Annotated in this window: 26 protein-coding genes; 1 reads left to right on the top strand and 25 read right to left on the bottom strand. The window is 43.2% G+C overall.

What is annotated here, in order from left to right; translation table 11 throughout:
• Positions 1-6: 6 nt before the first annotated feature.
• The 5 genes from MKZ02_RS09975 to MKZ02_RS09955 form a co-directional block, all read right to left on the bottom strand.
• Positions 7-1005 (bottom strand): thiamine pyrophosphate-dependent dehydrogenase E1 component subunit alpha, encoded by a 999-nt coding sequence (locus MKZ02_RS09975; RefSeq protein WP_120032831.1) that lies wholly within the window; start codon positions 1003-1005, stop codon positions 7-9.
• Between the two features lie 27 nt (positions 1006-1032).
• Entirely contained in the window at positions 1033-2457 is a 1425-nt protein-coding gene (lpdA, locus tag MKZ02_RS09970; RefSeq protein WP_120032834.1) for a dihydrolipoyl dehydrogenase, read from the bottom strand.
• A gap of 38 nt (positions 2458-2495) precedes the next feature.
• The gene (locus MKZ02_RS09965) at positions 2496-2915 is read right to left on the bottom strand and encodes a hypothetical protein (RefSeq protein WP_340853379.1); all 420 of its coding nucleotides are present in this window, start codon (positions 2913-2915) and stop codon (positions 2496-2498) included.
• Positions 2916-2936: 21 nt separating this feature from the next.
• Positions 2937-4037 carry a branched-chain amino acid dehydrogenase gene (gene bcd, locus MKZ02_RS09960; protein WP_340853375.1) on the bottom strand — a complete coding sequence of 367 codons (1101 nt, stop codon included), beginning with the start codon at positions 4035-4037 and terminating at the stop codon, positions 2937-2939.
• A gap of 149 nt (positions 4038-4186) precedes the next feature.
• Complete coding sequence (locus tag MKZ02_RS09955) at positions 4187-6247, bottom strand: sigma-54 interaction domain-containing protein (protein ID WP_120032844.1); 2061 nt, start codon at positions 6245-6247, stop codon at positions 4187-4189.
• 132 nt (positions 6248-6379) lie between these two features.
• Between MKZ02_RS09955 and MKZ02_RS09950 the strand changes: the two genes are divergently transcribed.
• Positions 6380-6616 (top strand): DUF2627 domain-containing protein, encoded by a 237-nt coding sequence (locus MKZ02_RS09950; RefSeq protein ID WP_120032847.1) that lies wholly within the window; start codon positions 6380-6382, stop codon positions 6614-6616.
• Positions 6617-6667: 51 nt separating this feature from the next.
• Here the strand turns inward: MKZ02_RS09950 and MKZ02_RS09945 are convergent, their stop codons facing one another.
• The 20 genes from MKZ02_RS09945 to spoIIIAE all read right to left on the bottom strand — a co-directional run bounded on the left by MKZ02_RS09945 (position 6668) and on the right by spoIIIAE (position 25688).
• Positions 6668-7402, bottom strand: a complete 735-nt coding sequence (locus MKZ02_RS09945) for a glycerophosphodiester phosphodiesterase (protein ID WP_120032850.1) — start codon at positions 7400-7402, stop codon at positions 6668-6670.
• A gap of 90 nt (positions 7403-7492) precedes the next feature.
• Positions 7493-8281, bottom strand: coding sequence for a sporulation transcription factor Spo0A (spo0A, locus tag MKZ02_RS09940; RefSeq protein WP_340853369.1), 789 nt, complete (start codon positions 8279-8281; stop codon positions 7493-7495).
• Positions 8282-8467: 186 nt separating this feature from the next.
• Positions 8468-9673 carry a SpoIVB peptidase gene (spoIVB, locus tag MKZ02_RS09935; RefSeq protein ID WP_340853366.1) on the bottom strand — a complete coding sequence of 402 codons (1206 nt, stop codon included), beginning with the start codon at positions 9671-9673 and terminating at the stop codon, positions 8468-8470.
• A 157-nt stretch (positions 9674-9830) separates the two neighbouring features.
• A complete protein-coding gene (locus MKZ02_RS09930) occupies positions 9831-10520 on the bottom strand; it encodes an MgtC/SapB family protein (protein WP_120032860.1) in 690 nt (229 codons plus the stop codon).
• A 118-nt stretch (positions 10521-10638) separates the two neighbouring features.
• Positions 10639-12348 carry a DNA repair protein RecN gene (gene recN, locus MKZ02_RS09925; protein ID WP_340853365.1) on the bottom strand — a complete coding sequence of 570 codons (1710 nt, stop codon included), beginning with the start codon at positions 12346-12348 and terminating at the stop codon, positions 10639-10641.
• A gap of 17 nt (positions 12349-12365) precedes the next feature.
• Positions 12366-12815, bottom strand: a complete 450-nt coding sequence (gene ahrC / locus MKZ02_RS09920; protein ID WP_120032867.1) for a transcriptional regulator AhrC/ArgR — start codon at positions 12813-12815, stop codon at positions 12366-12368.
• Positions 12816-13024: 209 nt separating this feature from the next.
• Positions 13025-13867 carry a TlyA family RNA methyltransferase gene (locus MKZ02_RS09915; protein ID WP_340853364.1) on the bottom strand — a complete coding sequence of 281 codons (843 nt, stop codon included), beginning with the start codon at positions 13865-13867 and terminating at the stop codon, positions 13025-13027.
• Between the two features lie 2 nt (positions 13868-13869).
• Positions 13870-15762 (bottom strand): 1-deoxy-D-xylulose-5-phosphate synthase, encoded by a 1893-nt coding sequence (gene dxs / locus MKZ02_RS09910; protein WP_120032870.1) that lies wholly within the window; start codon positions 15760-15762, stop codon positions 13870-13872.
• A gap of 219 nt (positions 15763-15981) precedes the next feature.
• On the bottom strand, positions 15982-16866 hold the full coding sequence (locus MKZ02_RS09905; protein WP_340853361.1) for a polyprenyl synthetase family protein: 885 nt from the start codon (positions 16864-16866) through the stop codon (positions 15982-15984).
• Positions 16867-16868: 2 nt separating this feature from the next.
• Entirely contained in the window at positions 16869-17096 is a 228-nt protein-coding gene (xseB, locus tag MKZ02_RS09900; RefSeq protein ID WP_120032876.1) for an exodeoxyribonuclease VII small subunit, read from the bottom strand.
• Positions 17086-18441, bottom strand: a complete 1356-nt coding sequence (gene xseA, locus MKZ02_RS09895; protein ID WP_340853358.1) for an exodeoxyribonuclease VII large subunit — start codon at positions 18439-18441, stop codon at positions 17086-17088. The genes xseB and xseA overlap by 11 nt, the downstream gene beginning before the upstream one ends.
• Positions 18442-18691: 250 nt before the next feature.
• The gene (folD, locus tag MKZ02_RS09890) at positions 18692-19555 is read right to left on the bottom strand and encodes a bifunctional methylenetetrahydrofolate dehydrogenase/methenyltetrahydrofolate cyclohydrolase FolD (RefSeq protein ID WP_340853356.1); all 864 of its coding nucleotides are present in this window, start codon (positions 19553-19555) and stop codon (positions 18692-18694) included.
• A 28-nt stretch (positions 19556-19583) separates the two neighbouring features.
• A complete protein-coding gene (gene nusB / locus MKZ02_RS09885; RefSeq protein WP_120032886.1) occupies positions 19584-19970 on the bottom strand; it encodes a transcription antitermination factor NusB in 387 nt (128 codons plus the stop codon).
• Positions 19971-20108: 138 nt separating this feature from the next.
• Positions 20109-20540 carry an Asp23/Gls24 family envelope stress response protein gene (locus MKZ02_RS09880; protein WP_340853354.1) on the bottom strand — a complete coding sequence of 144 codons (432 nt, stop codon included), beginning with the start codon at positions 20538-20540 and terminating at the stop codon, positions 20109-20111.
• 3 nt (positions 20541-20543) lie between these two features.
• Positions 20544-21902, bottom strand: coding sequence for an acetyl-CoA carboxylase biotin carboxylase subunit (accC, locus tag MKZ02_RS09875; RefSeq protein ID WP_120032892.1), 1359 nt, complete (start codon positions 21900-21902; stop codon positions 20544-20546).
• A 16-nt stretch (positions 21903-21918) separates the two neighbouring features.
• Positions 21919-22425, bottom strand: a complete 507-nt coding sequence (gene accB / locus MKZ02_RS09870; protein ID WP_120032895.1) for an acetyl-CoA carboxylase biotin carboxyl carrier protein — start codon at positions 22423-22425, stop codon at positions 21919-21921.
• 227 nt (positions 22426-22652) lie between these two features.
• Positions 22653-23243 carry a SpoIIIAH-like family protein gene (locus MKZ02_RS09865; RefSeq protein ID WP_120032899.1) on the bottom strand — a complete coding sequence of 197 codons (591 nt, stop codon included), beginning with the start codon at positions 23241-23243 and terminating at the stop codon, positions 22653-22655.
• Positions 23244-23879, bottom strand: coding sequence for a stage III sporulation protein AG (gene spoIIIAG / locus MKZ02_RS09860; protein ID WP_259455578.1), 636 nt, complete (start codon positions 23877-23879; stop codon positions 23244-23246).
• A complete protein-coding gene (gene spoIIIAF / locus MKZ02_RS09855) occupies positions 23872-24483 on the bottom strand; it encodes a stage III sporulation protein AF (RefSeq protein ID WP_120032902.1) in 612 nt (203 codons plus the stop codon). The genes spoIIIAG and spoIIIAF overlap by 8 nt, the downstream gene beginning before the upstream one ends.
• Positions 24484-24500: 17 nt before the next feature.
• On the bottom strand, positions 24501-25688 hold the full coding sequence (spoIIIAE, locus tag MKZ02_RS09850; protein WP_120032905.1) for a stage III sporulation protein AE: 1188 nt from the start codon (positions 25686-25688) through the stop codon (positions 24501-24503).
• Between the last annotated feature and the right edge of the window lie 71 nt (positions 25689-25759).

The following is a 25759-nucleotide window of genomic DNA, read 5'->3' as shown; positions in this document are numbered from 1 at the left end:
CTCCCCCTATTGCTTCTCCGCATATACGTAAGTCAATGCATCTTCCGGATTTGCATACGGTGCATTTTCAGCATAATCGGTCGCTTCATTGACTTCTTTCATAATGCGATCATTAATTTCTTTTTCAATTTCATCATTCAGCACACCCGTCTCTCTCAGGTAATTGCCAAACGTGATGATTGGGTCATTTGATTTTGCTCTTTCCACTTCATCCGGTGAGCGGTAAGTACGGTCATCGTCGTCTGATGAATGGGCTGTTAAACGGTAGGAGACTGTCTCGATCAACGTTGGGCCTTCTCCGCGCCGCGCCCGATCTGCCGCTTCTTTTACATATTTATATACTTCTATCGGATCATTTCCATCGATGGTAAAACCAGGCATGCCGTATCCCTGCGCCCGATCAGCAACGTTTTCACATGCCAGTTGCTTCTCTACAGGCACTGAGATCGCATATTTATTATTTTCGCACATAAAAATAACTGGCAATTTATGCACACCGGCAAAGTTGGCTCCCTCGTGAAAATCCCCCTGGTTGGAGGAACCTTCTCCAAAAGTAACGAAAGCAACGATGTCCTCTTTTTCCATCTTCCCTCCCAGGGCGATTCCAACTGCATGAGGAACTTGGGTAGTAACCGGGGAAGACCCTGTTACAATTCGATTTTTCTTTTGGCCAAAATGCCCAGGCATTTGACGGCCGGCCGAATTAGGATCTTCTGCTTTTGCAAAACCAGAAAGCATCAGGTCCTTTGCTGTCATTCCAAAGGTTAGTACGACTCCCATATCTCTATAATACGGCAGCACATAATCCTTTTGTTTATCGAGGGCAAAAGCCGCTCCTACTTGTGCCGCTTCTTGACCTTGGCAGGAAATAACGAAAGGAATTTTTCCTGAACGGTTAAGAAGCCACATCCGCTCATCAATCCTGCGGGCAAGCAGCATTGTTTCATACATTTCCAGCACTGTTGTATCACTTAATCCTATCGCAGTGTGACGATTTTCAGCCATAGCTATTTCTCTCCCTTCTTTCTATCCTTATGAATGAATGGCCTTACCTTCCACAGCAAGAGCCGCTTCCCCGATCGCTTCACTAAGCGTTGGGTGCGGATGAATCGCATGACTCACTTCCCATGAAGCTGCATCAAGTACACGGGCGAGACCCGCTTCTGAAATCATATCTGTTACATGAGGGCCAATCATATGAACGCCAAGTAAGTCATCCGTCTCTTTATCTGCCACTATTTTAACAAAGCCATCGCTTTCTCCGTAGACGAGAGCTTTTCCGATTGCACGAAAAGAAAACTTGCCAGTTTTTAACTCATATCCTTGTTCCTTCGCTTCCTGTTCTGTCAAGCCGACGCTTGCTGCTTCGGGACTGGAATAAATACATTTAGGCACCATTGTATAATCAATCGGGTCTGCTTCTTCCCCAGCTAAATGGTTAACAGCCGTTATCCCTTCATGAGAAGCCACATGAGCAAGCTGCAAGCCGCCAATAACATCTCCAATGGCATAAATATGAGACTCCTTCGTCTGGTAAAATTCGTTGACGGCTATAGTCCCTTTCTCCACTTCAATCTCTGTATTTTCAAGGCCGATGCCCTCTGTGTTTGCTTGTCGGCCAATGGACACGAGCAGTTTCTCTGCTTTGTGAGTGCTCTGTCCTTCACTCGTTTCTGCTTGAATGGTCACAGAACTATTTTGTTTTTCCACTGTTTCTGCCAGCACTTTTGCACGAGTGATTATCTCTACTCCGCGCTTTTTGAGCAAGCGCTCCATTTCCTTGGAAATTTCCATATCTTCTGTTGGTAGAATTCGATCTGCATATTCAAGAACCGTTACTTTGACTCCAAAATCAACAAGCATAGAAGCCCACTCAATGCCGATTACGCCCCCTCCGACAATAATGACTGATGCTGGAAGGCTTTCAAGCGCTAATGCATCGTCAGAAGATAAAATGGTTTCCCCATCAAAAGGAAGATCCGGCAGAGAACGCGGACGGGAGCCTGTTGCAATGATAACATTTTTAGGAATAAGCATGGGATTGTCGGTTCCGTCATTCATTTCAACCGACACCGTTCCTGGCATCGGGGAGAAGATAGATGGACCTAAAATGCGACCAAACCCTTCATATATATCAATCTTATTTTTTTTCATTAATCCTTGCACACCGCTGTAAAGCGTATCTACAATGTCCTGCTTCCGCTTTTGTACCCTTGCAAAATTTAACGTTACGCTGCCTGTTGTTACTCCAAACTCTTCACTTTTTTTGGCAGTCTTAAATACCTCTGCACTTCTCAGCAGGGCTTTAGACGGTATGCACCCTTTATGAAGGCATGTCCCTCCGAGCTTGCTTTTTTCTACAATTGCTGTTTTTAAACCAAGCTGTGCCGCACGAATCGCAGCAACATATCCGCCCGTTCCTCCGCCAAGAATAACTAAATCATATTCTTCAGCCAAATCTTCTCCTCCTCTTTCTCTGGTCCATACCTAGTATATTAATCATCCCCCGTTAAGATGAAAAGGGTCTGCTCTGCCAAAGAGAGTAAATAGCGATCCCCTTGGTAAGTGGAATATTTGCATCTTGTTTGTGGGAGTTGACTGAAAACCACAAAATAAGCAGGGATGTTTAATTGGCCTGAGATATAACAGGCCATATTTACCCCATAGTCGACTTCTTTCTTCCCATCTTCCAGGGTTGTATCCAACGATCTCGGTACACAAACGACCTGAAGCTTTGAAAGGTTCATTCCTTCTCTATCAAGTGAAGCCAGCAAATGAAGGCACAGCTCCGCCGGCGTCTTCTTTTCATATGGAAAAGCTTGTTCAAATACGGCTATTTGATTATGAAACACGCCCGCTATCACTTCTTCTTTAGATACATACATAACGAGCATGCGGAATGCTTTTGCTTGCAAGAGCACCCCTCCGCTTCTCAATTAATGTTTCCGTCTTGATAAAATGTGATGGCCATTCAATAAGAATTGATTTCTTGCCTTGCCCATTTTCTGAATGCGCTCTTCAGCCATGCGATCCGCCGCCTGGTAGGTTGGAATGTGATCACGCTTGGAAATATTAACGGTTCTTTCAATGTTATGATAAATCTGCTCAACCTTTTTCATGGCGCGCTCCCGATTGTAACCATTCAGTTCATCCGCCACATTAATTACACCGCCGGCATTAATTACATAATCAGGAGCATAAATAATGCCACGTTCATGCAGTTCGTCACCGTCTTTGTTTTCTTTTAATTGATTATTGGCAGAGCCGGCGACCACTTTTACTTTCAATTGAGGAATAGTGGATGAATTAATTACTGCTCCAAGAGCACATGGAGCAAAAATATCGGCCTCGACCCCATAAATTTCATCAGTATTCACCGCTACAGCACCAAACTCATCGACAGCCCGCTTTACTGCCTCCTTATTAATATCCGTTACAATTAGCTTGGCTCCCGCCTCATGTAAATGCCGGCATAAATGATAAGCGACATTTCCTACTCCTTGCACCGAAACAGTGAGACCTTCGAGTGAGTCTGTGCCAAAAGCCTCTTTGGCTGCTGCTTGCATACCGACAAAGCAACCATAAGCGGTAACCGGCGAAGGATTGCCAGAGGAACCGAAAGCAGGAGAGATCCCCGTGACATAATCTGTCTCCTCATGGATGATATCCATATCTTCTACTGTTGTACCAACATCTTCAGCTGTAATGTACCGACCATTTAACCCTTGGATATACCGGCCGAACGCCCGGAACATTTCTTCATTTTTATCTTTGCGGGGATCACCAATAATCACCGCTTTCCCGCCGCCCAAATTTAAGCCTGCGGCTGCATTTTTATATGTCATGCCTCGTGCCAGACGAAGAGCATCTTCAATAGCTGCTTCTTCCGATGCATAGGTCCACATTCTTGTGCCGCCAAGCGCAGGTCCTAATGTTGTATCATGTATAGCGATAATTGCTTTTAACCCCGATACCTCATCTTGGCAAAATACGAGCTGTTCATAATCATATGTTTTCATATATTTAAAAATTTCCATTGTTCATCCTCCTTATTCTAAGTCGTTAACATTCTCTGTCTGGCCTTAATAATGCAATTCTTATGCCACTAACACCTTTATGAAAACGCTTTATTTTCCAATTCGTTCTCTGCAGTTGCTTGCATACCGTGCAATTTTTTGCAGGCAATTCAATGCAACTGATACTTTTCTAGCTTGTAGTATAAATTCCTAATGGAGATTTTTAATTCTTTAGCTGCTGCCGTTTTATTTCCATTATTTTTAGCCAAGCGTGATTGGAGGATTTCTTTTTCATAGAGATCCAGCATTTCTTGCAGTGAATGCCCTTTTTGATTGCCAGCATCCCGCCACTCATCTCCTATGCTGCTCATTTCCTTTTTTCCCTCCAACAACGGCGGCAGAGCAGCTGCATCAATGAAACTGTCGCTGTAATTTAGGAAAATCATCGCTCTGCCCAAAACATTCTCTAATTCCCGCACGTTACCTGGCCAAGAATAGTTCATCAACCGTTCCATTGCTTCAGAAGTTACTCCTTCGACATTTCTTCCGTAATCCTGATTGATCTTTGCGATGAGCCGTTCACACAAAAGCGGGATATCTACCTTTCGATTGCGAAGTGGGGGAATATGTATAGGCATCCGGTTAAGCCGGTAATATAAATCTTCACGGAATGTCCCCTCCGCCATCGCTTTTTCTAAATTAACATTTGTAGCCGCAATAACCCGCACATTAACAGCGATAGATTTTGCTCCACCCACTCGAACAATCTCTTGCTCTTGCAACACACGCAAAAGTTTTGCCTGCATGTTGGCGCTTAACTCACCAATTTCATCGAGAAAAATACTTCCGTTATTTGCCTCTTCAAATAATCCCCTTTTGCCGCCGCGACGGGCACCTGAAAAAGCTCCATCTTCATAGCCAAACAGCTCGCTCTCCAATAATGATTCTGTGAGAGCTGCACAGTTAACACGGATAAATTTATTGTAGCGGCGATCACTAGCATTGTGAATGGCGTGAGCAAATAATTCTTTTCCAGTCCCAGACTCCCCTCTTAACAAAACGGTTGCCGGTGTATTCGCTCCAGCTTTCGCCTGTTCCACAGCAACTTTCATTTCTTCAGAACAGCCAATGATTTCCTCAAATGTATACTTTGCTTCCAGTGTACGAATAATTTGTCTTGCACGGTCGAGTTCTTTCGTTAACGATTGAATTTCTGTTAAATCGTGGATAACGCCTACGCTGCCTTTCAGCTTATCATCTACAAGAATAGGGGCGACATTTACAACGACTTCCTTTTTTTTAGGACCAACGTACATTTTCACACCACGTACTGGCTGTTTCTTGGCAAGCACTTGCAAATGCACGCTGTCTCCCTCTGAGATATCGATGGTCGCGGGCTTTCCAATCACCTCTTTTTTACTGAGACCGGTTAATCTCGTGTACGCCGGATTAATGAGCAAACCTCTTCCTTTTTCGTCTACTACTGAAATGGCGTCATCACTAGAAAAAATAATCGCCTTAAGCATCGTTTGAATTTCCTTGAGATTAGTGATCTCCTCAGCCAGATTAACAACTTCGGTAATGTCTTTAAAAATAGAAAAAGCTCCAATGACCTTTCCTTCTGCTGTGATCATTGGGAACCGCGATGTAATAATCTTCTCATTCTCTGTCAACTTTTGTTCCCTGTTAATTTCCGCCTGTTTATGTTTTAACACTTCCGGCAAGCGGCTGTTCGGTACAATTTCCGTTACATGCTGCCCAATGGCGTTCTGCTTCCTAACCCCGAGAATACGTTCCGCACTTTTATTGAACAGGATAATCTTTTCTGTCTGGTCGATGACGATCATTCCTTCATCAATGGATTCAAAGATGACGTCATATTGATACGACTGATTTTTCAGCCGCATAATTAGTTCCTCTTTTTGTTTGAGGAGCTGAGCCAGTATATAAGCGACACTACCTGGAATCACAACAGCATTGGGATCATATTGGCGAACTGCTTCGAATATACAGCTGTCTCCGGTTACTTCAATAATGACATCGGGCTGTTTTTTCATGAATGACTGCCAATTCTGCCCTGTCGAAATCCCCATCTCCCGTGCCAAACGAATAGCCGGGGCCCCCTTATCTACATCTGCCACCGCTATTACTTTCATCATTTGGCTGTCCATCAATATTTTTAAAACTGAAAGGCCGCCTTGTCCACCGCCAATAATTAAAGCTGTTTGCATGAAGCCATCCCCCCGCTTTCTTTCAGCCTGCAAATTCTTGCATACTCTTATTTTATACCTGTAAATCCCGCTTGACAAATTTTATAGGTAGGATATGATTTTTGTGAGTAAGAGTTGAAGGAGTAAAACTAAATGATCCGACTACTGGCGTTATTGGTTTTAGTTATCCCCGGTTTCTTAGCGGGACTTGGTATAAAATTAATGAGGGATATGCTATTTGGCATACTGCAACCTCCTTTTCCGTTTCTATGGCTGCAGTTTCTGATTGGCCTCGTTCTATTTGTTGGCGGGCTGGGATTTGTTGCTGGCTTTATTTTCTACAGGGATCGAAAAAACAATAAAGTACAAAACCGATTTAAAGACAAATGAAAGCTCCTTATGTGTTTCTGCTTTTTGGCAGGTAACGCATAAGGAGCTTTTTTACACATCTAACACACTGTCTCGAATAGATAAGGCTGTTTTCGGGTCATCAGTAATCAGACCGGAGCAGCCTTCTTCAATTAGCCAGCGGATTTGCTTTTCTTTATTGACTGTATAAGGCCGAATATGAATACCATTCTCAACGGCTGAACGGATAATCTCATCTTTGACTGTGCGAATATTCGGATGAATAGCTCCCGCCCGAATAGCCTCAGCATATTTCCATGGCATGTAAAGATGGGCAGAATAAAGAGCTGCGGTCTCTAAATCCGGTGCGAGCTGGTATACATAAGTTAGCGAGTAATGGTTAAAAGAGGAAATAATCACGCGGCCTTCATAGTTAAATTGACGGATGAGCCGAATCACTTTTTCTTCCATTCCCTTGTAGGGAAACTCATTATTTTTTAACTCGATATTACAAATAAGTTCATTTTCCCTCATCCATTCAAACACATCTTCCAAAAGCGGAATGCCAATGTCATGAACGGCTTCTGGAAACTTATATTTCGCTTCTAACTGTGACAGATCTTTCCATTCCCAGTCTTTCACATAGCCTTGACCATTTGTCGTGCGGTTTAACTTCTCATCATGAATGACAGCAAGACGTCCATCTTTTGTCAGCTGAACATCTAGTTCAATGCCATCAGCTCCTGCTGCTTCTGCCGCTTTAAAAGCGGCTAGTGTGTTTTCGGGAGCTATTGCAGAAAAGCCGCGATGAGCAAAGATAGCGGTCATAGAAACACATCCTTTTTCTCTACCTTCTGCTATGTACCACGAACTTAGCAGGCGGCTTTACTTACGGGTATTATTAGCATCCTTTCGCTTTCAAGAAGCTTTATGTTCGAGACGGAGCTTATCTGCTACCATGGCAATAAATTCCGAGTTGGTTGGTTTAGCTTTTGTCATGGAGACAGTATAGCCAAACAAACTAGAGATTGAATCAATATTCCCCCGGCTCCAAGCCACTTCAATCGCATGACGAATCGCCCGCTCTACACGGCTGGCCGTTGTATTGTATTTTTTTGCAATATCTGGATAAAGAACTTTGGTAATAGACCCAAGCAGTTCAATGTCGTTATATACCATAGATATAGCTTCACGCAAATACATATACCCCTTAATATGGGCGGGCACACCGATTTCATGAATGATGCTTGTGATGCTTGCATCAAGATTAACCGCCTTTTTTGCTGGTTGTTTTAATGTTTCTTGCGACGAACGCCGCATCATCGAGTTTTCTTTACCGCTTACCTGGCGGATATGATTAAACAAACTCTCAATATCAAATGGTTTCAGCATAAAATAGGAGGCACCGAGCTCCACCGCCTTTTTCGTAACATCCTCCTGTCCAAAAGCCGTTAGCATGATTACATTAGGAACCGTTTCAAGATCAAGATCTCTCATTCTTTCCAAAACGGCCAATCCATCGACATGAGGCATGATAATATCCAGAATGAGTACATCTGGCTTAGCGTCAGGCAGCATATCCAAACAGTCCTGTCCATTGCTCGCCCTTCCTGTGACTTCCATATCCTCCTGAGAAGAGATGTACTCTTCAAGCATATTCACAAGATCCCGGTTATCATCAACAATAGCTACTTTTATTTTAGACATAGTTAAATTCCTCCCCATCCGTTTGCTCTCTCGCAAGTGTACATTTATTCTAATAGTTTTTTCGACAAAGGGAAATGATTTCCTTTAAATTTTAATAATATATATTTTTTTCGTTGATTTTCTTTTATTTTCGACGAATTTCTTCCATTTTCATTTATAAAAAAACAAGCGGATTGCTCCGCTTGTTTAGCTCGCTTCACTCTTCTCTGTTTCCGTCAAGGAAACCCCTGCCTCATTGAGCATCCATTCAATGTGAACACCATATCCTGATGTAGGGTCATTGACAAACACATGTGTGACCGCACCAATCACTTTTCCATTTTGAATAATGGGGCTTCCGCTCATCCCTTGAACAATTCCTCCTGTTTTGTCAAGAAGCCGCTTATCTGTCACCTTTAAAACCATCCCTTTTGTTGCAGGATATTTTTGGGGGATGGTGCTCACGATTTCTATATCATACCACTCCACTTTTTCCCCGTTTATAACTGTTAAAATTTTAGCTGGTCCCTCTTTCACCTCATGAGACAAAGCAACTGGATAAGATTTCTTCACTAAATTATTGGAAATCGGCTGGTTTAAGCGTCCAAATATGCCGTATGGACTGTTTCTTTTAATGTCACCCAGCTTTTTTTGGCCGGTCGAAAACTGAGCCAGCTTTTCACCCGGGTTGCCATTGCGGCCTTTTTCAATGGACGTCACTTTTGATTTTACAATTTCTCCACCTTGAACGATAATTGGTTTTTTTGTATCTGCATCGGCAATGACATGTCCCAATGCTCCATATTTCCCTGACTCCGGTTCTACAAAAGTGAGTGTTCCAATGCCTGAGGCAGAGTCACGAATATACAAACCGATCTTAAATGATTGTTCATTTTTATCCTTTAACGGCTTTAATTCCGTATGAACAACTTTTTGATTCCTGCGTATTGTCACTTGGAGCGGTGTAGCCTCTTGACCCGCCCGTTGAACAAATGCGCTGATGTCCTGCATTTTTTCAATTTTTTTTCCGTTGATCTCCGTAATCATATCGCCAATCCGAATTCCTGCTTTTTCTCCCGGCGACTGCTTGCCGCCAACAGTTTCCACAAGATGATGGCCAACAACAAGGACACCAAATGTATTCAATTTAATGCCGATTGATTGACCTCCTGGAATAACACGGATTTTGCTAGCTGCTGCTGCTTTTTCATTTTTCTCTGGAAAGCCTGCCAGCTGCAAAAGCTCGGCTTCATCATTAAGCGTATAGTCTGCTGCCGCTGAGGTTTTATCTTTTTCTGAATGTCCGATGCCTGCAGCATAAACGCTATTTATAAAAGAAGAAATAACGAAACATACTACAAATGAAACAAGGAGAATTCCACCAGTGATTGTATTGAATGTATACTTGTTCAAACCGTTCACTCTCCTCGCTTCTAATCAAGCCCGACTTGCCGGCTGTATCTATACTTTTTCCTTGAAGAGCGTCAATTATTACGTAAAAAGCTGCCCACAGTTGGGTGCGACTGACAATGAAAAAGAGCAAAAAAATAAGCCTGCATAGGGCAGGCGATCAAAGTGCTTCCATTTCTACACTGATGACGTGTTTTATTTGTTTCAACTCATGATAGACATCAGTGGCGTACAGTTTCTCATTCACCAAAATTGTTAAATCCAATTGTTGGAGCGTTCCTTCTTGCACATCTTTAATCCGAACTTTATGGGCTTTCATGCCCTTCTGTTTCATTTGTTTGAGTATTTCAGTCATTTTATCATCATTATCAACGATAATTTTTACCTTTAATTGCTTTTCCGTTAAGGATTTAGGACCAATCCATTTAAATATAACCGGAAAAATTTCTACACTAATAATAATTAGACAGGTGGAAATGATGGCCTCCATCCAAAAGCCGGCCCCGCAGGCAATGCCAATCGCTCCGGCTCCCCAAACAATGGCTGCGGTAGTCAGTCCGGAAATGATATCGTTGTTCCTTCTTAAAATAACACCTGCTCCCAAAAAACCAATTCCTGATACAATTTGGGCAGCAAGCCTGAGCGGATCCATTGGTTTTTCGTAAGGAATAGCGAAATGATTGGCCGCCTCAATGGAAACATCGGTAAGCAAACAACTGGTAATTCCGATAACGACGCATGTTTTTAAACCGAGAGGCTTTTTCTTGATTTCTCTCTCCAGTCCCATGATCATGGATAAAATAGTAGCAACACCCAAATTAAACACAAAATCACTTACCGCTATAAACATATCTCCCCTTCTCCTTTGCCGACGTAACCATATCGATTGAACTTTTATATCTCTTTCCGAGATGCTCTAAACTTGTAAATGAAAAGATAGAAAAAAGCCGCAAGAGCAGCTTTTCTTTTTATTTTATTTTTAACGAGGCAGCCAGATCGAGCAGTTCTTTTGCATGTTGTTTCGTTAAATCTGTCATCTCCACTCCAGAGATCATGCGGCCAATCTCCCGGACCTTTGCTTCGTTTTTCAATGGCTCCACTAGGGTTTTCGTCCGCCCATTTTTCATCATTTTTGAAATGTATAAGTGAGTATCAGCCATAGCGGCCACCTGTGGCAAGTGGGAGATACAAAGCACTTGTGAATGGACAGCGACTTCATATATTTTCTCGCCGATAGCTTGAGCTACACGACCGCTAACTCCTGTGTCTACTTCATCGAATATGATGGAAGTGATGCCCTGGTGCTGCGAAAAAATTGTCTTCATGGCGAGCATAATCCGTGACAATTCTCCACCCGATGCTACTTTAGAAAGTGGTTTAACCGGTTCTCCCGGGTTCGTTGAAATATAAAACTCTACTTCATCAAGGCCATCTTTTTTAAAGACCTTCGGCTGGACTCCGTCTTTTCCATCTATTGTGGAGAATTGGATTTGAAACACTGTTTTATCCATGTATAGCTGCTTAAGCTCGAGATGAATGGCATCCGTCAATTTCTTGGCAGCCTTCCGTCTTAAATGGCTTAGCTGCTCTCCTTCAAGCAGCAAATCCTTCTCATACGCCGAGAGTTCATGACGCAATTTTTCAATATGCGTTTCTCTATTAGTTAACGTGTCAATTTCCTCTTCAATTTTGGCTCCATACTCTAAAATCTCCTCGATAGAGCCTCCATACTTTCTTTTCAGCTGATTGATTTCATTTAGTCTTGCTTCAATAAAGTTAAGTCGATTTGGATCAAATTCGAGACCATCCAAAGCTGAGCCTGCATGTCGAGCGGCATCTTCAAGCACATAAAAACTCTCGGATACGGCTTCGTAGGCTGATTTATATGACTCATCAATCTCAGCTGCAGCTTCCAACTGAGTCATGGCCAATCCAATCCAATCGAGTCCCTTTCCTTCACCTTGCAGGGCATTGGCGGCATTTTGAACAGATTCATACAGTTTTTCAAAATTGCTCAGCTTTCTTTTTTCCTCCATAAGTTCATCGTCTTCGTGAATCCGTAAGTCTGCTTTTTGGATTTCTGAAAGCTGAAATTGAATTAAGTCCAATCGATGAGCCATCTGTTGCTCATTTTCGCTCAACTGGCTAATAGCTTTGACCGTTTGTTCATAACGTTTGTAAACCTCCGCATAGCTATCCTTCGCCGCTAACACTTCCGTTCCGCCAAAATGGTCAAGCAGGCGTAAATGCTGGCTGGCATCCATTAACTCTTGATGTTCATGCTGGCCGTGGATATCAACGAGAGCTGAACCTACCTCACGCAAAATCCCGATCGTTACAAGCTTGCCGTTGATGCGGCACACGCTTTTGCCGTTTGCAGAGATTTCACGTCGAATGACAATCGCTTCTTCTTCGACATCAATGCCGAACTCTTGCGCCTTTTCCAAACAAGGGTGATCGGGGCTGTCAATTTGAAACATTCCTTCTATTTCAGCCTTCTTTTCTCCATGACGAACAAATTCGGACGAACCACGGCCGCCTACAAGCAAGTGAACGGCATCAATAATAATCGATTTCCCGGCTCCGGTTTCACCAGTAAGCACAGTCAGCCCTTTTTCCAGCGATACATGAAGTTCTTCTATGATAGCAAAATTGCGTATGGACAGTTCCTGTAACAAAATCAGTTCACCTCAAATCAAAGCATTTCTAAAAAGCGTTCTGAAATCACAGCTGTATGCTCTGGAGCGCGGCAAATGAGCAGGCAGGTATCATCCCCACAGATAGTCCCCATGATCTCTTCCCAATCTAAATTATCAATCAATGCACCGACCGCCTGGGCATTTCCTGGAAGTGTTTTCATGATGACAAAGTGTCCAGCAGAATCAATGCTGACAAAAGAGTCTACCAGCGAACGCTTTAGCTTTTGCAGGGGATTAAATCGTTGATCCGCCGGCAAGCTGTATTTATAGCGGCCATCCATTAATGGAACTTTAACTAAGTGAAGCTCTTTAATATCCCGGGAAACGGTTGCCTGTGTAACGTTGTAACCGAGTTCTTTTAGATAATCCACTAATTCATCTTGTGTTTCTATTTCATTATTAGCAATAATTTCTCTGATTTTAATGTGACGTTGTCCTTTATTCATCGTTTACCACCTCGGGAATCGTATAAATATGCTTTAATATACAACATTCTATCTTATTTAACTTCTTATGTATAGCGAGGGAAAGCTTTCAGACAATAAGGTTTATTCGGTAAATAATGTTGGTAATGGGCCTTGCTTTTTCTCTTAATGGCCGATGGTTAATAAACAAGAAAACTGGCCGGAAATTCCTGACCAGTCTTCTCCTTCGGCTAATTATTTTTTTTTATTTGTTTCAATTCAAAGTGAGCCGCCTTAACAACTGAATCAACGGACTCCTCTAAAAAGTTCTCTCCTGTTTCAGCCTTTGCCTGTGGCCAATTTAAATGAATCAAAAACTCAATGTTGCCGTCCCCCCCGGTAATTGGGGAAAAAGAAAGGTTTTTAACATCATACCCGAGTCCGAGCGCTAAGCTGATGATCTTTTCTATTACTTCTTTATGGATAGCCGGCTCTCTGACAATTCCCTTTTTGCCAACCTGCTCTTTTCCTGCTTCAAATTGCGGTTTAATCAACGCTATTGTGTCACTTCCGGGCACAAGCAGGGTTTTCAAAACAGGAAGAATGAGTGAAAGCGAGATAAAAGATACATCAATAGTGGCAAATTCAGGAGCTCCTTTGCTAAAATCTGCCGGTGTCACATAGCGGAAGTTTGTCCGTTCCATGACGACGACTCGCTCATCTTGGCGCAGCTTCCAGGCCAACTGATTATAACCGACATCAAGTGCATAAGACAGCTTCGCCCCGTTTTGCAGGGCACAATCGGTAAACCCCCCCGTCGATGAGCCGATATCAATCATAATTTTATCTTTAATTTTTAAATCAAATACCTTTAGTGCTTTCTCCAATTTTAAACCGCCGCGGCTTACATAAGGAAGCACATTCCCCTTTATTTGCAAAGGAGCGTCTGAAGAGATCTTTTCACCTGGTTTATCAAGCCGTTCTTCATTAGAATACACAAGACCGGCCATCACAGCCCGCTTTGCTTTTTCTCTCGTCTCAATAAGCCCTCTTTCCACGAGCAGTACATCTATGCGTTCTTTCTTTGCTTTCATACTCATGCTCTTTTCTGTTTTTTTGGTGTCATTGCTGCCAGCTTGCGAACAGCTGTCTCTTCCGTCAAACCAATTTCCTCCAACAGCGCATTCACACTGCCGTGTTCAATAAAGCAATCCGGAATTCCCATGCGATCAATAACCTGTCCATAAAATCCATGATCGTGAGCAAATTCAATCACAGCGCTGCCGAAGCCCCCTTGGAGAACAGCTTCTTCGATCGTCAAAATCGGCATGTTAGCTTCGAATATACTCATTAACATTGATTCATCAAACGGTTTGATAAAACGGGCATTGACCACCTTTACTGATAGCCCTTGCTTTTCTGCCATAGCTGCCGCTTTCAACGCCATTGAGATCGTTGTGCCGAAAGTTAAAATGGCGGCATCTGTGCCTTCACGCAACACTTCCCATGAGCCGATCGGAATTTGCTTCAGCTCTTCATCCATTGCTACTCCCAGCCCATTGCCGCGTGGGAAACGCATAGCGATTGGCCCATTGTCATATTGAATGGCTGTATGAACCATATGCTGGCCTTCATTTTCATCTTTTGGCATCATCAAGACCATGTTTGGTATGTGACGCAGGAAGGCGATATCGAATACACCTTGGTGGGTTTCTCCATCTGCACCGACAAGCCCTGCTCGATCAATGCCAATAAATACATTTAAGTTCGGACGGCAAATGTCATGAACAACTTGGTCATATGCCCGCTGCAAAAAAGTAGAATAAATCGCCAGAAAAGGCTTCATCCCTTGGGTAGCCAATCCGGCAGCAACAGTGGCAGCGTGCTGTTCTGCAATTCCGACATCAAACATCCGGTCAGGAAATTCTTCCGCAAAGCCAAGCAGCTTGGAGCCAACAGGCATGGCTGGTGTAATCGCCACAATGCGTTCATCCTTGCGGGCGATTTTTCTGACAGTTTCGCTGACAAGCGCACTCCAGGCAGGCGGCTGTCCAACCGGCTTGATTAAATCGCCAGTATCAATTTTATACGGGCCGGTTCCGTGCCATGTTCCCTTTGTATCCAATTCTGCTGGGCCATACCCTTTTCCTTTTTTAGTTAAAACATGTAACAAAACTGGCCCTTCCGTTTTCTTAGCATATTGCAGGTTTTCTAATAACTCTTCATAATTGTGTCCGTCGATCGGCCCCAGATAAGTAAACCCAAGCTCTTCAAAAAACATCCCAGAAACGAGTAAATATTTCAAGCTGTCTTTTAAGCGTTCGGCTGTTTGGGCCATTTTTCCGCCAACTGCCGGAATTTTTTTCAATAAACCTTCAAGCTCGTCTTTCACCCAATTATACTTGCCGGCGGTCCGCAGTCGTCCAAGTATGCTGTGAAGAGCCCCTACATTCGGAGCGATGGACATTTCATTATCATTTAAGATGACGATCATATTCTTTTTTTCATGGCCAATATGATTCAGTGCTTCGAGAGCCATGCCGCCCGTTAATGCTCCGTCGCCAATCACAGGCACAATATAGGATTGTTCTTTCTTTAAATCTCTGGCAATCGCCATGCCCATTGCCGCCGACAAAGACGTAGAACTGTGCCCGGTCTCCCATACGTCATGCTCGCTTTCTGCCATTTTAGGAAAGCCGCATAGCCCTTTATATTGGCGGAGTGATTCAAATTGCCCAGCACGTCCAGTTAATATTTTATGAACATACGATTGGTGGCCGACATCCCATAAAATTTTGTCCTGAGGACTATTGAAGCAGCGATGCAAAGCAACGGTCAGCTCAACAACCCCAAGGTTAGGGCCGATATGGCCACCTGTTCTAGACAAATTCTCAATCAAAAATTGTCGAATATCCATGCTTAAGTCATTTAATTCATCAATCGTCAAGCCCTTTAAAAAGGCAGGACTTTTAATAGATAACAGATCCAATCGGATCACTCACTTTCATAACTGTGTCATTTCACTTTCTTTATTATAACGTGATCATTATTTTACACAACTTTTCCCTGAAAAATTGACTGATTTGCTTTTTCTTGAAATACTTTGAAAAAATAGCCGCTAACACAAAGTGTGATAACGGCAATTTGATGAAAGTAATACTATCATTATACCACACAGAACAAATCACAACAATTTTAGCCAATTTTCTTACTGATCACGTGTAGCAATTAAATCAACAAGCTCGAGCAACAAGGCCGAGTCTGTATTCGTTTGCAAAAGCGCCGCACGTGCTAATTCTGCATGCTTGGCCAATTGGTCTTTTGCCCCATCCATCGTCAACAAGGCTGGATAGGTACTTTTATGATTGGCAGAGTCACTGCCAACTCGTTTGCCAAGCTTTTCTTCCGATCCTTCCACATCTAAAATATCATCTTGGATTTGAAACGCAAGACCAATATGGAAAGCATATTGCTGAAAATGCGCCAGTTGTTCTTCATTTGCTCCCCCGAGTAAAGCACCAGCCATTACACTGTAAGCGAGTAAACGGCCTGTTTTATTCTTATGAATGTACTCCAGCTCAGCAAGTGTTAGCTCTTTTGTTTCCCCTTCAATATCAGCCATTTGGCCGCCTACCATTCCTTCGGGACCTGCTGCCTCAGCGAGCCATTCAATTAACGTTACTTTTTGCTCGTTTGAGTAACTCTTAGACTTAGCTATTATTTGAAAAGCGTACGTTAATAAGGCATCTCCTGCTAGAATAGCAGCCGCCTCTCCGAATACCTTATGGTTTGTAGGCTGTCCTCTTCGCAAGTCATCATCATCCATGCTCGGCAAATCGTCATGGATTAGCGAGTATGTATGAATCATTTCAAGTGCTGCAGCAGCTGCAAGACCGGTCCGAGGATGTTCCCCAAAGGAAGCGAGCGTAGCAAAAATTAACATGGGACGGATGCGTTTGCCCCCAGCCTGCAGCGAATAGTCCATCGCTTCTTTCAACACGGAGGGTGCTTGCAATTCAGCAATTAACTCTTTTAATTCTCTCTCTAAAACTTCTTTGTATTCCTTCATAAAAACAGACAGTGTAGCCGCCATGTTTATTCCCCCTCATCAACAGAAAAATCTTTTTCGCCATCATCTGTTATTAGTTTTGCCAATTGTTCCTCCGCCTGGCTTAAAAGCGCATGACAAAACCCGGATAATTCCATCCCTTTTTGATAGAGGCTTAATGCTTTTTCCAGCGGCACGTCTCCCTCTTCTAACTTCATAATGATAGACTCCAGCTTTTCCATCGCTTCCTCAAATGTGATCTCTTTATTTTCCATTCTCTTTCACCTCAATTGATTCAACTTGACAAATCAAACTTCCGTCAACAAGCTGCACTTTCACCTGCTCGCCGATCTTCACCTCACCGCTTGATTTTACAAGCTTGTTTTCTTCATCATAAGCGAGACTGTAGCCGCGCTCCATGATTTTCAAAGGACTCAATGCATCCAGCATGGAAAGGTGCTGGCGCAACTCTTCCTTTTTACTTCGCAAAAGCGTTCCAATCTCTCGAGAAAGAGAAGCATCCAGACGTTGGACTTGCTGCTTTGCTTCATCAATCTTTCGTTTTGGATGACTCCGCTGCAACCTTTCTGTTAAATTGCTGACTTGTGCTGCTGTATTTTTTATATACACAGATTGTCCTCTTTCAAGCCTATCTGTTAATCGGTCGAGCCGTTCCTGCTGCTGCCTATATAACGCTTGTGGATTACGAATAATATAAGCACTTCTGGCACTTTCAAATCTTTTTCTCTCACGTCTCACTTTTTCCGATATCGCCCGAATCAATCTTGTTTTCCGAACGAATACCTTCTCCAATACTTCTTCGAGATGCGGAACAGCCATTTCGGCCCCAGCCGTCGGTGTTGGCGCTCTCTTGTCAGCCGCAAAATCAGCAATCGTTACATCGGTTTCATGCCCGACGGCTGAAATCACAGGGATGGCCGAAAAATTAATTGCTCTGGCTACGTCTTCTTCATTAAAAGCCCACAACTCTTCAATGGATCCCCCGCCACGCCCGACAATCAGTACATCGGCCCGTTCATCATCGTTTGCTCGCTGAATGGCTGCTACAATGGATGGAGCGGCATTCGCCCCTTGAACGAGAGCAGGATAAATCAACATTTCTGCCACTGGATAACGACGCTTAATCGTTGTAATAATGTCCCGAACAGCTGCTCCTGTCGGGGAAGTTACAATACCGATCGTTTTCGGATATGCGGGCAGCGGCCTTTTTCTATTCTCATCAAAAAGCCCCTCTTTCGCAAGCTTCGTTTTTAGTTGTTCAAAAGCTAGATATAAACTGCCGATACCGTCCGGCTGCATAGAGGTTACATAAATTTGATATTGCCCGCCCGCTTCGTAGACAGTAATATCTCCTGTGACCAGCACCTGCATGCCGTTTTCTGGCTGAAATTTCAGCGAGCGATTGGCAGATGAAAACATAACAGCTAGAATCCGTGCTTTATCATCTTTCAATGTAAAGTACATGTGCCCGCTTGAATGACTTTTAAAGTTGGAAATCTCCCCTTTAACATAGACGTTTGTTAAATGAGGATCGGCATCAAACTTTCTCTTTATGTATTTTGTTAAGGCTTTAACAGTTAAATAACGTTCTACTCCCATTTCTCATTCCACCTTTTCGAAAAACAAATGCGCAAGCGCCTTGATGGATCTAGACAAACAAAATGTTCTTTCCTACAAAAAGTCGTTTTCTGGCTTCATGGAGGACAAGTGATTTGGATGCATAAGAAGCCAGGCGTCAAAGACAGGCTCCTTAAAAAGGTATCACGGTCATCACTTGATGATTTTCACAACAGCTAAAAAGCTGCCTCCTCATTATAACATGATTAGGAGACAGCTTTTCATAGAAAGATTATTTAACAGCCTGCTTTGCTTTTTGCTTCGCTGACTGTACTGTGTTGTAAAGCAGCATGGTAATTGTCATCGGCCCTACCCCGCCTGGTACAGGCGTAATAGCACCAGCTATTTCTTTCGCACTTTCAAAGTCCACATCGCCGCATAGCTTGCCGTTTTCATCCCGGTTCATGCCGACATCAATAATGATTGCTCCCGGCTTGAAGTCATCTTTTTTCAAGAATTTTGCTTTTCCAACTGCAGCAATCACTACATCCGCCTGCTTGGTAAAAGCGGACAGATCCTTTGTTCTTGAATGACAAACAGTGACCGTTGCGCTTTCTTTTAACGACAGAAGAGCTGCCGGTTTGCCGACAATATTGCTCCGGCCAACGACAACGACATGCTTGCCTTCTAAAGAAATATTCTCCCTTTCAAGCATTTTAATAATGCCATAGGGAGTACATGAATAAAATGCTTCTTTGCCAATCGCCATTTTCCCTACGTTTACTGGGTGAAAACCATCTACATCTTTTTCCGGAGAGATTGCATCAATCACTTTGTCCTCGGATAGATGTGCCGGCAAAGGCAGCTGGACGAGAATTCCGTGGATAGCCGGATCTTCATTAAGCTCTGCTACCTTTTGCAAAAGCGCTTCTTCTGACAAATCTGCCGGATAGCGGTAAATCTCAGAATGAATGCCTACTTCAGCGCAAGCCTTTTCTTTGTTGCGCACATATGTATGGGAGGCTTGATCTTCCCCAACCAATATAACGGCCAATCCCGGTGTTATTCTCTTTTCCTTCAGTTCTGCAATCTCTTTCTTTAACTCAGTACGAATATCGCCTGCAATTGCTTTGCCGTCGATAATAGCTGCTGTCATTGTTCTTCTCCCTTCGCTCTCCACTAAATCATAAAGTTTCTTTTACTCTTGATAGCACACCATTAATAAATTTGCCTGATTGCTCATCACTAAATTGTTTGGCCAATTCGATGGCTTCATTAATAGTTACTTTCTCTGGTACATCATTTTCATACTTCATTTCGAATACGGCAAGCCGTAGAATGTTCCGGTCCACTCTCGCTAAGCGATCAAAGGACCATTTTTCTAAATGGGCTTTGATGATTGCATCAATTTCTTCCAGGTGCTCAAAAGTCCCTTTTACACTTTTGCTCAAATATTCATCAGCCGGCTCTTCTTCTAAAACATTCTTGATCGCTTCTTCCGGTTCTGCGCCGCTTACATCCATTTGGTAAAGTGCCTGCAGGCTCTTCTCACGTGCTGTACGTCTTTTCATGTATTTCAAGCTCCTTTATTTGGCCTTTTTCTGCATTATAAAAAGATAATAGCACATATTCAAACGAAGTCACATCTTCTTCTGAAAAAACCTGCCTATAGAAAAAACCAAAGGGGGAAAAGCCCTTTGGTTTTTTGTTTACACCTCTGAAGCGAAATCGCTTTCAGTGTTTTTTGTGTCCTTTGTATCAAATTGGACACCAACTACGTGAATGTTTACTTCTTCCGCTTCTAACGCAGTCATATTCAATAATGCCTGTCGAATACCGTCTTGGATCTTTTGAGCAACCCTTGGAATAGAAACGCCAAATGCGATGACACAATATACATCGATTTTAATTCCCTCTTCCGTTAAGTCAACACGGACACCTTTCCCGTGGTTTTTTTTGCCGAGGCGCTCTACTACGCCAGATGCAAAGCTGCCGCGCATTTTTTCCACGCCTTCCACTTCCGATGCAGCAATACCAGCAATGACCTCAATCACTTCCGGTGCAATCTCAATTCTACCAAGACCGTTGTCTCCGTTGCTCATTTCTAATACTTGATTAGCTGTTTGATTGCTTTCTGCCATTTTTTACACCTCCGTCTTCATTACATCATATTTCTCGAGGAACTTTGTGTTGAATTCTCCACCAACGAATTGCTCATGCTCAAGCAATCTTAAGTGGAACGGGATAGTTGTATGAATGCCTTCAATCACAAATTCACTTAATGCTCTTTTCATGCGGGCGATAGCTTCTTCACGTGTTGCTCCATATGTGATTAATTTAGCAATCATAGAATCATAATACGGTGGAATCATATAGCCTGGATAAGCGGCTGAATCCACGCGGACACCAAAGCCTCCTGGCGGCATATAGTCTGTAATTCTTCCTGGAGAAGGCATAAAGTTTTTCTCTGGGTTTTCCGCATTTATACGGCATTCAATAGACCAGCCCGTAAATTCTACATCTTCCTGAGTGAAGGACAACTCTTCTCCAGAGGCAATCCGGATTTGTTCTTTAATCAAGTCCACACCAGTTACCATTTCTGTCACCGGATGCTCTACTTGAATCCTGGTGTTCATCTCCATGAAATAAAACTTTCTTTCATGGTAATCATAAATAAACTCGACTGTTCCTGCTCCTGTGTACTCGACAGCTTGCGCAGCTTTAACAGCAGCATTCCCCATTTCTTCTCGGGTCTTTTCATCCAGTGCTGGCGAAGGAGTTTCTTCCAGCAACTTTTGCATGCGGCGCTGAATCGTACAGTCACGCTCTCCCAAATGGAGAACATGCCCATGTGTATCAGCAAGCACTTGAATTTCAACATGACGAAAATCCTCAATGAACTTCTCTAAATATACTCCTGGATTTCCAAAGGCCGTAGCCGCTTCCTGCTGCGTCATATTAATGCCTTTTTTCAATTCTTCTTCATCCCGCGCTACACGAATGCCTTTTCCGCCGCCGCCTGCCGTTGCTTTGATGATGACAGGGTAGCCGATCTCAGCAGCAGTCGAAAGACCGTCTTCAATCGATTGAATAATCCCATTAGAACCCGGCACAATTGGCACTCCGGCTTTCTTCATCGTCTCACGGGCTACGTCTTTCGTTCCCATCTGTGTAATAGCTTCCGGTGACGGGCCAACGAAAACAATGTTACATTCGCGGCATAGCTCGGCAAAGTCAGCATTTTCTGCCAAAAAGCCGTAACCTGGATGAATGGCATCGCAATTCGTCAGCTTGGCCACACTAACAATGTTTGTAAAATTTAAGTAACTGTCCTTAGAAGCCGTCGGTCCAATACAGTACGCTTCATCAGCGAGCTGGACATGGAGAGCTTCTCTATCGGCCTCGGAATAAACAGCGACTGTTTCCACGTCGAGTTCTTTGCAGGCACGGATGATCCGCACTGCGATCTCGCCGCGGTTGGCAATCAATAGTTTGTTAATCATTCCGTTCTCTCCCTTATTAAGGTTTCACTAAAAATAACGGCTGGCCATACTCGACCAGCTGGCCGTCTTTTACAAGAACCTCTACAATTTCTCCATCTACTTCCGCTTCAATTTCATTAAAGAGTTTCATTGCTTCTACGATGCATACGACTGTGTCTGCCGAAACTTTCGAGCCTGCTTTTACGTATGGGTCTGCATCTGGAGAAGGTGATTCATAGAATGTTCCTACCATAGGAGAAGTAATCTTATGTAAATTCTCGTTTGAAGCGGCTGGTTTTGGCGCTTCAGGTGTTGGTGTTTCCTGAACAGCAGCTGGTTCCACTACAGCAGGCGCAACCGGTGCCGCTTGTACAGGCGCAGCTTGCACAGGCTCTTGTACAGGTGCTGCCTGCGGTGCAACTGAATATGTAACACCTGAATTTTTCTTCATTTCTATTTTACTGCCTTCAGATTCAAATACAAACTCTTCAATTGACGATTGATCGACAAGCTTAATCAATTCTCTAATTTCCTGTACTTTCATTAATGGACACCCCTTGAAAGATTATGACTAGATACTAACATCTTACGATAATATCTAGTGGAACTTCAACTGAAAAATTAGCTGAAGCTTGTATGGTTCATTTTATCCCTTTTTTTATTAAGATGAAATAATAAATCCGGACTTTCATAAAAAAACCCTGTCAGGACAGATGACTACCTGTCCTGACAGGAATTTCCCTTAGTCGATAAAAAGTATTCGACCCTCATCTATTTAACTGGCTGGAACTCAACAGCGATCGGCTGCTGCTTGCCAAGCTCGTCCTTCGCCATGCGGATAATTTCATTTGCAGCCGCTGCTGAATGCTCATTGGACTTTACAGTGATACGAATGTTCTCTCCATCTGCCCGAACGAGCGCATCAGAATATCCTTTAGATTTAATCAATGTTTCCAGCACATTTTCCTTTGTAGCTAATTCTGTCAGCTTCTCCATTTCTTCATAAGCTGCATTTTTGTCTTCAGCAGATAAGTCCTTCGACGCTACTTTTGATGTTAGCTCTTCTTTCATCTTATTGCGGTCATCTTGCATCTCCAGACGAAGCATATCAAACGCTTCATCGCCTGCTGATTCGGTAACGATAGCTGCCTGCTTATCACCCGCTGTGCTCTTTGCTTCTTGGTCCGTCACTTTACTGCCATCTACTTTTTCTTCCGCCACTTCAGTTGTTATTTGTCCTTCCTCTACGGGTGAAGCTGTTTCCGGAGATAGCTGTTCGGGCGAAGTAATATAGTAGACCGATAGAACAACAACTAAACTTAGCATTGTCAGCAGCCAGACAGTTTGTTTTTTTAATAACATTTAAGCATCCTCCTTTGGTTTTTTCGGCATGACTGCCACACGATGGCTTGGCACATTTAACACCCTGGTTACTGATTCAATGATCCATTTTTTCACTTGAATATTTTCGGCCCCTTCCGCTACAACTAGGACGCCACGGATATCAGGTTTTTTCATTTCCTGAATGACGGGTGCTTCCCCTCCGTCTTTTTTCACCATAACTAAATTTTCGTCCCTTGTTTGGTCAGTAATGGTACGTTCCCCACCTTTCTTATCCTGTTCCTTTGTTTCCTGTGTTTTTACAGCTGTATTTTTCTCAAATACCTTTCTCTCGGATGCTTCAATAGTAACTACAACTGTAACATTGCTGACACCAGCGATTTGCTCCAAAGCAGCGGTAAGCTCCCGCTCATAGATTTTTTCAAAATCTTCCTTTGCAGGCGCTGTTTGTTCATTTCCCTCCTCCTCAGAAGAGTCTTGCGGGAGGACAGCATTTATTTCTCCCCTATCCTTCAAATCACTTAGAAGCATAAAACTAATACCGATAATGGCGGCAATTGCCATCCATTTTGCTTTGTTCGCTGTTTTCTCCTCTCCGCTTTTTTTAGATGGGATTAAGGATTGCAGCCACTTAAAGCGGCTTTTACGATCACTCAAGGCTGTCCCCCTCCTCTACCATATGAATATTCAATTGCTCCATCGGAATATTCCACTTTTTTGAGAGAAAAGAAGCTAGGTTTCTCTCTTCTTTTTGAATGGGCTCTGTTTGTTCGGAAGAGTCAATGCGAACCTCTTTTACATATTGACCTTCTGTCTCAGCTGAGAGTGAAGCCATGTATACATCAATGCGTTCAATATTTTTTGGCAAAGAATTCTCCCATTTGCTCACCTGAATATTGATATCAACAATCTGCTTATGGAATGTATGCTTTAGTTCATTTTCTACAAGCGCCTGCAGTTGCTGTTCACTCTCTTTTAAAATGAATAGCTCTTTAGAAGACTCCAAGCTGCTTTGTTTGTTGGCAACAGCTGTAGTTGCCTGTTGATTAGTTATCGTGCTCTCTGCCCACTTTGACAGCTCTTCTTCAATATTCACTGAAAGAACCTTCCACAATGGCTGCAGCATTACAAACAGTAAAAGCAATCCAATGACCACCTTTGCATATTGCTGAAAGCGATTGGACGGCATGAGCAAATCCATCACAGCAGCCAGTAACAGAAAAGCAATGACACTTTCCAGCCAGTCAGTAAAAAAAGCCATGGGCTTCGTCCCTTTCTTCAGCGAATCATCATCGTCACGTTACTAGCTGCGACGAGAATGACGATGGATAGCAAAAACATGAAAGAAACAATGACTAATGCAGCAAATACGTAAGTCATATTTTTCCCGATGATCTCAAGACACTCTGTAATCGTTTCGTCACCAAGCGGCTGCAAAACAGCACCAGCAACCTTATATACAATGACAAGAGCAAAGATCTTCAAAGCAGGGAAAGCGACAATCACCAGCAAAATTCCCGCTCCTGCAATCCCGACAGTGTTCTTTAACAGCAGGGAAGCACTCATAACCGTATCCGCCGCTTCCGTAAACATCTTTCCAACAACCGGGATAAAATTGCCGGCAAAAAACTTTGCCGTTCGAATGGCCAGCCCATCTGCTACCGCTGCGGCCGAGCCTTGAATGGAGACAATGGCCAAATATATCGCCATGAAGGCACTCAAAAGCCCAACACTCCAATGACGGAGCAAGTCAGCTAATTTGGTTGCTTTATAATGAGTAGAAAATAAACTGACGACGCTTAGCAAAGTAGAGAAAAACAATAGTGGAAGTACGACTTTTTGAATGACCAATCCGCTAATATTCATCAGAAATAACAAAAATGGATGAAATACAGTAGCTGAAATAGCTCCTCCCGTCGAGGCAAGAAGCGCCAGCAAAACCGGCATGAGTGCCAGCAAAAACTGGATCATTTGATCCACGGCATCCGTGGCGTATTCCATGGCAAGTCGAAAGCTGTTCAATGCTAAAATAAGAAGCACAATCAGCACAACACTGTAGGCTGTTTTACCTACTGTCCCCTGTTCAAAAGCATTCTGAAGAATTTGCAGAAAAACAGAGAAAACCGTTAATAGAATAAGGGTTCCGAGCAACTTTCCATTGGCATATAACTCATGAAAAACGAAGCCTAGCAGACCTTTTGCCCAAGCACCAATAGAAAAGGCTTGTCCTTCTTTAAAAAGAGCGCTCAGTGGTTGCTGTTCTGTTTCTGGCAGATATTGTCCATATGTTTTCAAGAGCTGATCCCAATAGACAGACAGCTCATCCATTCCAAGCTCCCCAAGCTGTTCCTCAGCGACTGCTCCTATATCTTTGCTCCTCTCTTCCTCCGATTCTGCTTGTGTAGAGGCAGCAGCGGAGAATAAGAGCGCCAGAAAGAGTAAAGCGATTCTTTGCCAGATCCTCACCTTTCTCACCGCCTTCCCTCGGCTATCTCTTTCCTGCCTGCCGCTGTTTGTAAATAGCCATGTAGATTGGT

The organism is Pseudobacillus sp. FSL P4-0506 (assembly GCF_038003025.1).
In the GTDB taxonomy this organism is placed as follows: Bacteria; Bacillota; Bacilli; order Bacillales; family Domibacillaceae; genus Pseudobacillus.
This window is presented reverse-complemented; position numbering and strand designations above follow the sequence as displayed.